General features: G+C 66.7%; 13 protein-coding genes and 1 pseudogene. 6 read left to right on the top strand and 8 right to left on the bottom strand.

Annotated elements, in window-relative coordinates:
* Positions 1-7 precede the first annotated feature (7 nt).
* Both thiE and thiD read right to left on the bottom strand, forming a co-directional pair.
* Positions 8-649 carry a thiamine phosphate synthase gene (gene thiE / locus WBG56_RS00490; RefSeq protein WP_424264603.1) on the bottom strand — a complete coding sequence of 214 codons (642 nt, stop codon included), beginning with the start codon at positions 647-649 and terminating at the stop codon, positions 8-10.
* Positions 646-1455 (bottom strand): bifunctional hydroxymethylpyrimidine kinase/phosphomethylpyrimidine kinase, encoded by an 810-nt coding sequence (gene thiD, locus WBG56_RS00495; RefSeq protein WP_424264604.1) that lies wholly within the window; start codon positions 1453-1455, stop codon positions 646-648. The genes thiE and thiD overlap by 4 nt, the downstream gene beginning before the upstream one ends.
* Positions 1456-1568: 113 nt before the next feature.
* On the opposite strand from thiD, the gene WBG56_RS00500 reads away from it, so the two are divergent.
* From WBG56_RS00500 to WBG56_RS00515, 4 genes are all read left to right on the top strand, one after another.
* Complete coding sequence (locus tag WBG56_RS00500; RefSeq protein ID WP_043685094.1) at positions 1569-1733, top strand: rubredoxin; 165 nt, start codon at positions 1569-1571, stop codon at positions 1731-1733.
* A 44-nt stretch (positions 1734-1777) separates the two neighbouring features.
* Complete coding sequence (locus WBG56_RS00505) at positions 1778-2374, top strand: YqgE/AlgH family protein (protein ID WP_424264605.1); 597 nt, start codon at positions 1778-1780, stop codon at positions 2372-2374.
* A complete protein-coding gene (gene ruvX, locus WBG56_RS00510; protein WP_424264606.1) occupies positions 2367-2810 on the top strand; it encodes a Holliday junction resolvase RuvX in 444 nt (147 codons plus the stop codon). The genes WBG56_RS00505 and ruvX overlap by 8 nt, the downstream gene beginning before the upstream one ends.
* A gap of 74 nt (positions 2811-2884) precedes the next feature.
* On the top strand, positions 2885-3637 hold the full coding sequence (locus tag WBG56_RS00515; protein ID WP_424264607.1) for a lysophospholipid acyltransferase family protein: 753 nt from the start codon (positions 2885-2887) through the stop codon (positions 3635-3637).
* Here the strand turns inward: WBG56_RS00515 and WBG56_RS00520 are convergent.
* Genes WBG56_RS00520 through mpl form a run of 6 tightly spaced genes read right to left on the bottom strand, consistent with a single transcriptional unit; the run spans position 3634 to position 10587 of the window.
* Positions 3634-4452 (bottom strand): symmetrical bis(5'-nucleosyl)-tetraphosphatase, encoded by an 819-nt coding sequence (locus WBG56_RS00520; protein WP_424264608.1) that lies wholly within the window; start codon positions 4450-4452, stop codon positions 3634-3636. The genes WBG56_RS00515 and WBG56_RS00520 overlap by 4 nt on opposite strands.
* Positions 4449-5624, bottom strand: a complete 1176-nt coding sequence (gene lptG, locus WBG56_RS00525) for an LPS export ABC transporter permease LptG (protein ID WP_424264609.1) — start codon at positions 5622-5624, stop codon at positions 4449-4451. The genes WBG56_RS00520 and lptG overlap by 4 nt, the downstream gene beginning before the upstream one ends.
* A gap of 55 nt (positions 5625-5679) precedes the next feature.
* On the bottom strand, positions 5680-6384 hold the full coding sequence (mtgA, locus tag WBG56_RS00530; protein WP_424264610.1) for a monofunctional biosynthetic peptidoglycan transglycosylase: 705 nt from the start codon (positions 6382-6384) through the stop codon (positions 5680-5682).
* Positions 6381-7274 (bottom strand): energy transducer TonB, encoded by an 894-nt coding sequence (locus tag WBG56_RS00535; protein ID WP_424264611.1) that lies wholly within the window; start codon positions 7272-7274, stop codon positions 6381-6383. The genes mtgA and WBG56_RS00535 overlap by 4 nt, the downstream gene beginning before the upstream one ends.
* Positions 7275-7279: 5 nt before the next feature.
* The gene (locus WBG56_RS00540) at positions 7280-9160 is read right to left on the bottom strand and encodes a ribonuclease catalytic domain-containing protein (RefSeq protein WP_424264612.1); all 1881 of its coding nucleotides are present in this window, start codon (positions 9158-9160) and stop codon (positions 7280-7282) included.
* Positions 9161-9177: 17 nt separating this feature from the next.
* Positions 9178-10587, bottom strand: coding sequence for a UDP-N-acetylmuramate:L-alanyl-gamma-D-glutamyl-meso-diaminopimelate ligase (mpl, locus tag WBG56_RS00545; protein WP_424264613.1), 1410 nt, complete (start codon positions 10585-10587; stop codon positions 9178-9180).
* A 73-nt stretch (positions 10588-10660) separates the two neighbouring features.
* Here mpl and WBG56_RS00550 point away from each other — a divergent pair, with 73 nt between their 5' ends.
* Positions 10661-11161, top strand: coding sequence for a TlpA family protein disulfide reductase (locus WBG56_RS00550; protein WP_424264614.1), 501 nt, complete (start codon positions 10661-10663; stop codon positions 11159-11161).
* 267 nt (positions 11162-11428) lie between these two features.
* Positions 11429-11615 (top strand): annotated as a pseudogene (locus tag WBG56_RS00555) (acetyl-CoA carboxylase biotin carboxyl carrier protein); the annotation flags it as partial.

Raw genomic sequence — 11615 nt, forward strand, 5'->3', positions numbered from 1 at the left:
ACAAGTATCAGGAAAACAGCGCGCTGCAGCGTCGGGCGGCGGCGCGGACGTCGGCGGCTTCGAACAGGGCGCTGATCACGGCGATGCTGTCGGCTCCCGCCTGGATGACAGGCGCGGCATTGTCGGGCCCGATGCCGCCGATGGCCACGACAGCGGGGCGGGGCGTGTGTTGATCCGCCAGCCGCCGTCCTGCGCGGATATGATCCAGCGTGGCGCGGACGGCATCCGGTTTGACCGCCGAGGGATACAGCGCGCCGAAGGCAATGTAGTCTACCCCGTCTTGCAGATGCCGGCGGGCCAGCTCGGGCTGGTCGTAGCAGGAGCTGCCGATCAGCGCGTCCGGCCCCAGAGCCTGGCGGACGGAGGCGATGTCGGCATCGTCCTTGCCCAGGTGCGCGCCGTCGGCGCCCAGGTCGGCGGCCAGCCGCCAGTCGTCGTTGATGATCAGGGGCAGACGCAGGCGCAGGCACAGCTCGCGCACGGCGGCCGCCTGGGCGCGGCGTTCGTCGTCCGTGCCGTGTTTGCGCCGCCATTGCAGTACCTGCATGCCGCCGGCATGGGCCTGTTCGATGGCGGTCAGCAGGCGGTCGGTGTCGGCCCAATCGGGCGTGACCCCGTAGAGGCCGCGAGGAAAGCGGGGATTCGTCATGACGTGGTGTGCTGCAGGATATGCTGGCCCATGCCAGGGTGAAAAGGATGCGCCATCAGTGTGCCGGCCATGGTGACGGCCTGCTGCGCGGCTTCGGCGGGGTCCAGGCCTTGCGCCAGCAGGCAGGTCAGGACGGTTGCCAGCAGGCTGTCGCCGTCGCTGGCGCGGACCGGCGCCGATGACCATGGCCAGCGGCGGCCGGCCTGGTCCCGGGAATGCAGCGTCAAGCCGTTCAAGCCGGAACTCAGGGCGGCGTTGGTGCAGAGTACGTGGTCCGCCCCCAGCTCCAGCAGGGCCTGGACGGGGTCGTCGGCCCCCGCGGCGGACAGCAGGCCCTGGCTGGCCCATTGTTCGGGCAGCGTGGCGTCCACGACCAGCAGCCGGGCCTGGGGCACCAGCAGATCCAGGAGCGCGCCCAGCGTGTCTTCAGGGTCCAGGTCGTCCAGGTCGGGGACCGAGGGCGGCGTGCCCAGGTGCAGCACCAGGGGCAGGGTGTTGTAGTCGGCGGCGATCTGCGCCAGCACGGCGATGGTTTCCGGGTCGTATTGCGGACCGATCTTCAGGGCGCCGATCGCCATGTCTTCCAGCAGGCAGCGGGCCTGGTCGTCGATCAGTTCGGGCGACAGCCGCTGGATGGATTCCGTGCCGGTCGTATCCTGTACGTGGATGGCGGTCGCGACCGAACCCGCGTGCATGCCCATCCGGGCGCAGATGACCGCGTCGATCGGCAGGTTACTGGCGCCGCTGGGGTCGAAAGACCCGAAAATCAGAGGCAGGGACAAGGTGGAAACGAGAGGCGGGGCCATGGGTGCGGACAACTGGCCGGCGGGACGGCCGGCGGATTAGGTACTATGGCATCCATTCTAATGGATGCGGCCTGCCGATGATCGGGCGGGCCTATTGCAAGGTTGGGATTGTCATGCGGACCTGGATGTGTCTGATTTGCGGCTGGATCTACGATGAGGCCGCCGGTTTTCCGGAAGACGGAATTGCGCCCGGAACGCGGTGGGAGGACGTCCCGCCCAATTGGGTATGCCCGGAATGCGGCGCCCGCAAGGAAGACTTCGAACTGATCGAGATCTGATACTCTAGTCACATGGGCCGAAAGGCCGGACTCAGGGGACTGCCATGACGACGGAAACGCATGATTCCGATACCCGTTCGCGTATCGACCTGTCCCGACAGTTTCTGCTGGCCATGCCGGGCATGGTGGCGGGGGACCTCGCCAATACGGTGATCTACGTCTGCGAACATACGGAACACGGGGCGCTGGGCCTGGTGGTCAATCGCCCCACGGACCTCACCATCGGCGATTTGTTGCAGCGCATCGATCTGCCGCTGTCGCTGGAGATCGGCCCGGTGCGGGAATCCCCGGTCTTTTTCGGCGGGCCGGTGCAGACCGATCGGGGCTTCGTCCTGCACGTGCCCCGGGGGGAATACAGCTCCAGCATCCCGCTGGGCGAAGACGTTGCCCTGACCACGTCGCGCGACGTGCTGCAGGATGTCGCGGCCGGCCACGGTCCGGCCCATCTGCTGGTGACGCTGGGCTACGCCGGGTGGGGCGCGGGGCAGCTCGAGGACGAACTGGCCCGCAATGCCTGGCTCAATGTCCTGGCTTCCCATGAAATCCTGTTCGATACGCCGGCCGAACAGCGCTATGACGCCGCGTTGGCACAGCTGGGCATCCGCTCGTCCATGCTGACCGGCGATGCGGGTCATGCCTGAAGAAGTCCTGCTGGCATTCGATTTCGGGCTGAAGAAAATCGGGGTCGCCGTCGGTAATACGCTGACGGCGCAGGCCCGGCCCTTGTGCATCCTGACGGCGGCCACGCGCGACCAGCGCTTCGCCCGGATCCAGGCGCTGCTGGACGAATGGCAGCCGGATCGGGTGGTCGTGGGCCTGCCCCTGACGCTGGCGGGAGACGAGCAGCAGGCCTCCCGGCATAGCCGCCGCTTCGCGCACCAGCTGGAAGGCCGTTTCCGGCTGCGGGTGGAATTGGTCGACGAGCGCGGCTCCAGCCTGGAAGCCCAGCATATCCTGGGGTCCAACGACCCCGATGACGCCATGGCGGCGGCCGTCATCCTGCAGCGGTATCTGGATCAGCAGTCGGGCCGTCCGGACGGGGCCGGCGACCTGTCCCGGGTTCCGGTGCGACGTTAGGGCGGGACACCGGCGCGCAAGGCAGCGGGTATGATGGGCGGCGTTGCCCGGGCAGGCCGGGCGTGGGGGTGCCTGTGGCGCTATTGCTGTTCCTTGTGCGGTTGATACTGGTCCTGGCCTGGATTCTGCTGGGCCTGCTGACGGAATTACTGGTGTTCCCCTGGCTGTCCCGGACCCGGCGGCGCGCGGTCGTCGGCGGCTGGTCCAGGTGGCTGCTGGTCTTGTGCGGCGTGCGGGTGCGCGTTCAGGGGCGGCCGGTGCGGCAGGGGGCCGTGCTCTGGGTGGCCAATCACGTGTCGTGGGTGGATATTTTCGTCCTGAACAGCGTGCGCACCACGTCTTTCGTGGCTAAAAGCGATATCCGGCGCTGGCCGGTGATCGGCCTGCTGGTCGCCTGGGCCGGCACCTTGTTCATCGACCGGCGCCATCGCCAGGCGGTTCGAGATGCCGGACGCCAGATGGCGGCCTGTTTCCAGCAAGGCGACTCGGTGGGCTTGTTCCCGGAAGGCACCACGACGGACGGCGGGGATATTCTGCCGTTTCATGCGGGGCTTTTCGAAGCGGCCGTGCAGTCCGCCGTCCCGGTGCAGCCCGTGGCCCTGAGGTTCTTGAGGGGCGGGCGCCGCGCCCCCGAACTGGCCTTTGTCGGAGATCAGACGCTGGCGGCCAATCTGTGGTTCCTGCTGGGGGCCTGGGGGGTCGTGGTGGAGTGCGAATTCCTGCCGCTGATCGGCCCCGCCGCGCATCTGGACCGCAGCCAGCTGGCGCATCAGACGCATACGGCCGTGCGCCGGGCCGTGACCGGTTCTTCGGGTTCGGAGGCTTAACGGCAGTCCGCGCAGTCCTGCTGGATCAGTCGATGATCGCGCAGGCGCAGGGCGGTCAGGGACCGCCCCCAGACGCAGCCGGTGTCCAGGCAGATGCTGTCGGGCCGGATGTTCAGGCCCAGGGCGGACCAGTGCCCGAAGATGACGGGTTCGCCGGGATCGCGGCGCCCCGGCAGTTCGAACCAGGGGCGCAGGCCGGCGCCTGCGTCCGGGCCGCCTTTGTGGTGGAAATCCATGCTGCCGTCGGCATGGCAGACCCGCATCCGCGTCAGCGCGTTGACGATCACCCGCATACGCTCCGGCCCGCGCAGGGCGTCATTCCATTGCCGAGGCTCCTCGCCATACAGATCATGCACCGCCTGGGGCCAGTCGTCCTGCCGCAAGGCGGTTTCGATTTCCCGGGCCAGGGATTGGGCCTGGTCCAGCGTCCAGGCGGGCAGGATGCCGGCATGGACCATGACGTGGCCGCGGTCGCGCACCATCAACGGGCGATGGCGCAGCCAGGTGATGAGCTCGTCCCGGTCGGGGGCGTTCAGGATGTCTTGAAAAGTATCGGATCTGCCTTGTTTGCGCACCCCGGCGACGACAGCCAGCAGGTGCAGGTCGTGGTTGCCCAGGACCGTGCGGGCCTGGGCGCCCAGGTCGCGGATCAGGCGCAAGGCGCCCAGGGAATCCGGCCCCCGGTTGACCAGATCGCCGGCAAACCAGATTTCGGTGTCCGGTCGCGAGAGTTCGGGGCGTGTCAGCAGCCCCCGCAAAGCGCCCGCGCAGCCCTGCACGTCGCCGATGACCCAGACGTCTTGCGTGTCGGTCATGCGGGTGTGCGCTCCAGGCGCCGTTGGCGCCACCAGAGCGCCAAGGGATGGCGGTGTTCCATGGCCAGGAGTGCGATGAGCGCCAGGCATAGCCCCAGCAGGCTGGGAACCAGCGCTGTGGCCCAGGGGGGCCAGTCGCCCAGCATGCCGGCGTTCAGCGCCAGTTGATTCAGCATGAAGAACCCCACCCCCAGGATGATGCCCAGGAAGACCTTGGGGCCGACCCCGCCGCGGCGGGTCTGCATGAAACCGATCGGCGCGGCAATGGTCATCATGACCAGCAGCGTGAAGGGGTAGGCGATCTTGCGCCACAGGGCGACTTCCTGGCGGTCGGTCTGCAGGTGGTTGCTGCGCAGGTACTGGATATAGTCCAGCAGGTCGGTGATCGCCATGCGTTCCGGTGTCAGGATGCGGGCGATCAGCCGTTCCGGGCTGAGGGACGTCGGGATGCTGCGACTATCCAGGTGCACGACCTCGGCGATAGGGGATGCGGGCACGCGCGCATCCGCCAGGGCGCCGGCCGACTGTGGGTGCACCCGGGTTTCGGTCAGGTCCTGCAGATTGAGCCGGCCCTGTTCGAACTGGCCGGCCTTGGCCTGGACGTAGGCCTGCAAGGTGTCGTCCGGGCGGAATTCATACAGGACGACCCCTTGCACCCGGCCCTGGCCGTCGAGGCGATGGATGTTGATGATGCGTGTGCCGCCGCTGGCATCGCTTTCCTTGAACCAGTAGCCGCTGGACAGGCGCCCGCCGTCGGTGCGCCCCAGCAGCGCCAGGCGCGATTCGCTGCCGCGCAGCTCGGCTGCGGGCGTGATGTATTCCGACAGGACGTAGGCCCCCAGGACCAGGGGGATGGTGATCAGCCACAAGGTGCCCAGCAGTTTCAGGCCGCTGACGCCGGAGGCCCGCAGGATGGTCAGTTCATTGCGTTGGGCCAGGCCGGCCAGGGCCAATACGGCGCCGATCAGCAGGCCGATGGGCAGCAGTTCGTACAGGTGGTTGGGTAGATCCAGCGCCTGCAGGTAGAACAGGTTCAGCAGGGACAGCCGGTCGCCGACCTTGTCCAGGCCCTCGATCAGGGCGAAAAACATGAACAGACCCACGAGCGCCACCAGCACGACGGTCGTCGAGCGGTAGATTTCGCGGGCGAGATACTGTCGGGCCGTGCGCATGGGTCGAACTGCGGGGAAAACCTCAATAGTACTCTGATCCCCCTCGGGAGCTGGATCAGGGGACGGCGACCTGCGGCATGCGGGCCCGGACCGTGGCGGCATGGGATCTCAGGTATCCCGTCACACCATGCTGGTCGTAATACGCCGGATTGGGCAGCATGGCGGCCAGTTGGGCTGCCTGGGCGCTCGACAGGCGGGCTGCGTCGGTCTTGAAATAGTGGCGGGCCGCCGCCTGGGCGCCGAAGGTCGCGACGCCCCATTGGGCCACGTTCAGATAGAGTTCCAGAATACGGCGCTTGCTCATCACCGCTTCGATCATATAGGTCAGGATGAGCTCCTGGCCCTTGCGCAGGTAGTTGCGCGAGTTCGACAGGAACAGGTTTTTCGCCAGTTGCTGGGTGATCGTGGAGCCGCCGCGCCGGCGGGTGCGTCCCAGGGCCTCCTGGCGCTGGTTATAGCTCCAGGCCTTGCGGATGGCGTCCCATTCCACGCCATCGTGCTCCATGAAGCCGGAGTCCTCGGAGGCGATCACGGCGCGTTTCAGGTGGGTGCTGATGCGCGCGTAGGGCACCCATTCATGATCCAGGCGAGCCTTGGAGTCGTGGGCCCGCAGGGCGTACAGAGTGTCTTGCATGACCGGGGTGTTGGAGGGATCGCGGAAATTGAACCAGACCACCATGCCCAGCAGGCCGATCTGATACAGGAATCCGGCGCACAGGGCCGCCAGCACGACTGCGGTGATCAGGCGGCGCAGGTTCATGGCGGGGTCGTATCCAGGCCCGCGTGTGTGAAATGCCAGGTGCGGGTGATGGCCAGGATATCGGTATGCGCGGCCAGTTCCGGGGGCAGGGGGGGGAAGGGCGCCGCCAGCTCGATGATGCGCCGGGCCGCGCTGTTCAGGATGGCATGACTGGAAGGCCGATCGAAGGTCAGGTGGTCCAACTGCCCGTTGCGGCGGATATAGACGGTCAGTTGCAGGTCGCCATAGATGCGTCCGCGGGCTTCCGGCGGGTAGTGTTGAGTGCCGATCAGTTCGATGCGCTGGCGCCAGGCCTCGACGTATTGGGCGTAGTCCGCGGCCTGTGTGGACGGCGCGGCGAAGGTCTGTCGGGGCAGGGCGTTATAGCGCTCGATCCGGTCTTTCAGCGCAGCGATCCGGGCGCTGAGCACCAGGCTGTCCTGCTGGCGGTCGTCTTCGCCGGGTTCTGCGCTCTGGCCCAGGATCTGGGGGGCCGGTCGGGCTTGCGGCACCTGCTCTGCGGACTCCAGCTGCGTCAGCAGGCGACGCTGCTCGGCTTCCAGTTCCGCTTGGCGGCGGCGCATGGCGGCCAGCACGATGTCGTCGGCATCGCCGTCGCTGGTGCGTGGCAGCGGCGATGCGGCCATGCCCCGATCCCGTTCGCCGCCACCGTCCAGGTTCTGCTGGGCCAGGGCCTGGGGCCGCAGCGGCGCCTGGTCGCTGCGGCTGTTGACCAGGGTGATTTCCAGCGGGGATTCGTGAAAGGTGGCGGGTGGGGCGACCGCTTGCCAGAGCAGCAGCAACGCGTGGGCGCAGACGGACAACAACAGGGCCAGCGCCATGCGGCTGCGGCCTTCATGGCGGGGTTCCAGCAACTGCAGCGGCAGGGAAGAGGGCTGCGGTTGTGTCATGTCGTTCAGAGCGCTTCGCGCAAGCGGCACTCGATGTCCAGTCCCAGATCATCGTAGCCCAGAATGTCCAGCATGATCTCCTGGCCGCGATCGAAAGCGGGCAGGCCATTGATGCGTGTCACCAGGGGGGCGCATGCCAGCCTCACCAGGTTTTCCCGCAGGACGTGTGCGCGGACTTCCTTCAGACCCTGTTGTTGCAGCCAGCGAATGCACCAATAGCGCTCCATCGAGGACTGGAATTCGCCCCACAGCGTGTATTGCGAATCGAAGGCCCCGATCAGGGCGTACAGATCGGCGTCCTTGGGCTTGAAGGGGGCGGCCAGGCGGGCCGAGACGCCATGTTCGGCGGCCGCCAGGATCTGCCCCTGGTTGATCAGGTCCACATAGCGGCGCAGCGGGGACGTGGACCAGATGTATTGCGGCACGGCGATGGATTCGTGCGGCAGCGCCTGGGTGGACATGCGCGTGCGCCCCATCTGTTGCGAACGGTAGATGCCCGGAACCCCGTGCCGGGCCAGCAAGGCGCCCCATTGGGTGTTGGTCAGGATCATGTATTCCGCGACCAGCCGCTCCAGCGGGGCGTTGCGCTGGCGGGGGATCAGCCGGATGATCGAGTCCGGGTCGTCGGCCGGGCCGTCCAGCTCGAAACTGTACTCCACCCGGTCGTTGTTTTCCGGCTTGCCTCGCGCCTGGTCGCGGGCGGCGCTCAGGTGCTGCGCGAACTCCCACAAGGGCCGCAGCCAATGGGCGTAGGGGACTTCGGCGTCCGGATCGGCCAGGGCTTCCGCCGTGATCGAGCCGCCGATGTGGTCATGGCGCAGGTTGGTCGTGACCCGGATGCGTTCCAGCCGGGTGTCAGTGGACAGGATTTCGCCGTCGTGCCGCCGGGCCGTGACATAGAGGGACAAGGCGGGTCGCCACTGACCCTCGTCCAGGGAAAAGGCGGCGATCAGTTCGCGCGGCAGCATGGGAATCTTGTCGCCCGGCATGTAGACCGTGGACATGCGGCTGCGGGCCATGTCGTCGAATGCGCTGCCGCGCGGGATGGCCAGGGCGGGCACGGCGATGTGGATGCCGACGCGCAGGGTGTCGTCGTCCGGCAGTGTGACCGACAGCGCGTCATCGATTTCCGTGGTGCTGGAGTCGTCCACCGAGTAGGCTTCGACGTCCGCCTGGGGCAGCTCCGCGCCCCACGGCTCGACGGCGACGGGCGGCCATTCGGTGCCCTTGGGGAAGTGCGTGGCCAGAAAGCGTTCGCGCATCATGGTCAGCGGGTCGGGCCACACGCCCAGCGACAGCAGCAGTTTTTCGGGGCTGGCGCCCAATTGCTGGATGGCGGCGTCGAAGGCCTTCCATTCCAGCGTGTTCTTGTCGGGCTGGTCCAGGAACGTGCGGGCGACGCTGCGCAAGGCCTCGGGCAGTTGGCCGGCGACCAGGGCATCGGTCCATTGCTGCTGCTGTTCGGCCTGCAGGCGTTTCTTTTCGATGGCCGCCAAGGCGGCTTGCAGGATATCGGGCGGGGCCGGACGATAGGTGCCGCGCCCGCGCCGGTGGAAATAGGCCGGCGCGGCTGACAGGGCCAGGATCAAGGCCGTCTTTTCCACGGCGTCCGGCGCGTGGCCGAAATAATCTTCCGCCAGGGCGGCGGCCTCGAATTCCTCTTGTGGCGCGAATTCCCAGAGAAAATCCGGCTCCAGAGTCGCCGCCAGCGCTTCGGCGCTGGGCAGCAGCGTGTCGGGCGCCGGCTGTTCAAAAGTGAACAGCACGTTGTTGCGCTTGATCTTGCTGCGCTTGCCCGATACCGACTCCACCTGCAGCGAGGTGTCGGCTTCGGAGAAAATCGTTTCGGCCTTGAGCTTGCCGGCGTCTTCGTAGAGAACGTGCATAAAAACGGTAGATAAAGTCAGTGGGGGGGCTGGTCCGAAGCGGCGCCCGGCATGCGCCGGGCCAGCGCGTCCAGCAGTTTCAGGTGGATGCCGCCAAAGCCGCCATTGCTCATGATGAGCACATGATCGCCCGCCCGCGCATCGCGGCACAAGATCTCGATCAGGCCAGACAGGTCGTGGCCTGTCCAGGCAAGGCGGTCGCCCAGCGGCGACAGGACCTGCGCGGCATCCCAGCCCAGCGCCTGCTTGCCGGCGGCCTCGCCGTAGCAATACACGCGGGTTGCCTGCGCCAGGGATTCGGGCAGGCGGGCGGCCATGGCGCCCAGCTTCATCGTGTTCGACCGGGGCTCCAGGACGGCCAGGATGCGCGGGCCGGGGCCGATGCGCCGTCGCAGGCCGTCGATCGTGGTGGCAATGGCGCTGGGATGATGGGCGAAGTCGTCGTAGACCGCTACCCCCTGTGCCGTGCCGCGCAGTTCCAGCCGCCGGCGGACTCCCTGGAAGGCATGCAGGGCCGCCAGCGCCGCCGGCACTGGGATTCCCGCGTGATGAGCGGCAGCCACGGCGGCCAGCGCGTTGGACTGATTGTGCAGTCCCGCCATCGACCAGTCCAGCCAGCCCTGCGCTTGCCCATCGTGCAGGATCCGGCAACGGCGGTCGTCGTCGGGGTCCGTGTGGGCCTGCCACAGCCCGCCGGGGCCGAAGGTGTCAACCGGTGTCCAGCAGCCCCGGCCCAGCACGCGGTCCAGCGCGTCGCTGGCGGCGGGACGGATGATGCGTCCGCTGGCGGGGATGGTGCGCACCAGATGGTGGAATTGGGTTTCGATGGCCGCCAGGTCCGGGAAGATGTCGGCGTGATCGAATTCCAGGTTGTTCAAGATGACCGTGCGCGGGCGATAGTGCACGAACTTGGATCGCTTATCGAAAAAAGCCGTGTCGTATTCGTCGGCCTCGATGACGAAATGGGAGGATTGCGCCTGATAGCGCGCCGAAACCTGCAGATCGGGGGCGACCCCGCCGATCAGGAAATTCGCGGGCTGGCCGGCGTGTTCGAAAATCCAGGCCAGCAATGCGCTGGTGGTGGTCTTGCCGTGCGTGCCGGCCACCGCCAGCACATGTTGGCCGGGCAGTATGTGTTCCGCCAGCCACTGCGGACCGGATATATAGGGCAGCCCGCGATCCAGGATGGCTTCCATCAGCGGATTGCCACGGCTGACGACGTTGCCGATGATGTACAGGTCCGCGCCCAGCCCGATCTGGCCGGCTTCGAAGCCTTCGACCAGATCGATGCCCTGTTCGCGCAGTTGCGTGCTCATGGGGGGGTAGACGCCGGTGTCGCAGCCTGTGACCCGGTGCCCCGCCGAGCGGGCGATGAGGGCCAGGCCGCCCATGAACGTGCCGCAGATTCCCAGTATGTGTACGTGCATCGTATCCTCCGGGCTGTATTGTAGGGCCCAATGCTATGATGGTCCGGCAACAGGTTTCACAGTGGGTGATTTCATGGACAGGCGCGTATTTTTGCGCACCGCTTCGGGGGCTTTGCTGGGTCTGGCCGCAGGCAGCAGGGCGGTCAGTGCGGCCATGCTGCCCGCTGATCCGGTGTTTGGCCGCTCGTTTGACGACCTGCGCGGCGCCAGCCAGGCCTTGTCCGCTTATGTCGGCCGGCCCCTGGTGATGAATTTCTGGGCCAGTTGGTGCGCGCCCTGCGTGCGCGAAATGCCGCTGCTCGAATCCTTGCATCAACAACATCCCGACCTGACGGTGCTGGGGCTGGCGATCGATACCCGTGCGAATGTCCTGCGATTTCTGGACAAGGTGTCGGTGTCCTATCCTTTGCTGCTCACAGGCACGCAGGGCATTCCCTTGATGCGTGAACTGGGCAACAAGGGCGGCGGCCTGCCCTTTACCGTCCTGTTCGATCGGCATGGGCGTGAAAGCTCCACGGTCGTCGGTGAACTCAAGCCGGATGATTTGCAGGCGCGGGTCGCAAGGATACTTTAAGTTTCAATTTAATTGGCGGATAGCCCTTCCGCCCCCTATTTAATGGACAAATCGACGGCTTTAGCGTAAAAAGGCGCTTTAAGGGCTGATGCGCTCAGGCTGTGGCTGCCTCTTTTCAGCAGACCCCTGGGTGTCACGTCAGATGTGGCCGTCGTGGATTTTCCCTGTTCGAATGCGGGGCGGACCGACGGCGTATTTGTTTCTGCCGCCCGCATTTCAATCAAGAATGGCCTGCTGGCGCGGGCCTGCTCACAGGAATCATTTCTCATGGATCTCAGAAAGCTGAAAACACTGATCGACCTGGTGGCCGATTCGGGGATTGCCGAACTCGAAATCACCGAGGGCGAGGGCAAGGTCCGCATCGTCAAATTCTCCCAGACCCCGGTGGTCGCGCCGGCGCCGGTGGCTGCCCAGGTGATGGCGGCCGCGCCGGCCGCCGCGCCCGCCGCAGCCG

The organism is Castellaniella sp. (genome assembly GCF_049671645.1).
In the GTDB taxonomy this organism is placed as follows: domain Bacteria; phylum Pseudomonadota; class Gammaproteobacteria; order Burkholderiales; family Burkholderiaceae_B; genus Castellaniella.